The organism is uncultured Serinicoccus sp., assembly GCF_947487915.1.
In the GTDB taxonomy this organism is placed as follows: domain Bacteria; phylum Actinomycetota; class Actinomycetes; order Actinomycetales; family Dermatophilaceae; genus Ornithinicoccus.
In genome coordinates this window covers 1-293 of record NZ_CANKYH010000044.1, presented here as the reverse complement: position 1 = coordinate 293, position 293 = coordinate 1, and the positions used below count along the sequence as shown (strand labels likewise).

Below are 293 nucleotides of genomic sequence, written 5' to 3'. Positions count from 1 at the left end.
CCGAGCGCCGGGACGGGCAGGCTTCGCGGGACGCGGACACGGTGGTCGTGGAGGAGGGGGACACCCTGTCCGGGCTGGCCGCTGAGCACCTGGACGACGGCACCCGGTGGCCCGAGCTGTACCAGGCCAGCGATGACGTCGTCCAACCGGATGGGCGCACCTTGCAAGACCCTGACCTGATCCACCCGGGCTGGCAGATCACCCTCCCCGCGCAGGCCGAGCGCCGGGACGGGCAGGCTTCGCGGGACGCGGACACGGTGGTCGTGGAGGAGGGGGACACCCTGTCCGGGCTG

1 protein-coding gene is annotated in these 293 nt (G+C 73.4%); it reads left to right on the top strand.

Annotation, left to right across the window (positions count from 1 at the left end):
* Positions 1–293: LysM peptidoglycan-binding domain-containing protein (locus tag Q0795_RS17150; protein WP_298891781.1), on the top strand; the 293-nt coding region annotated here is incomplete at both ends.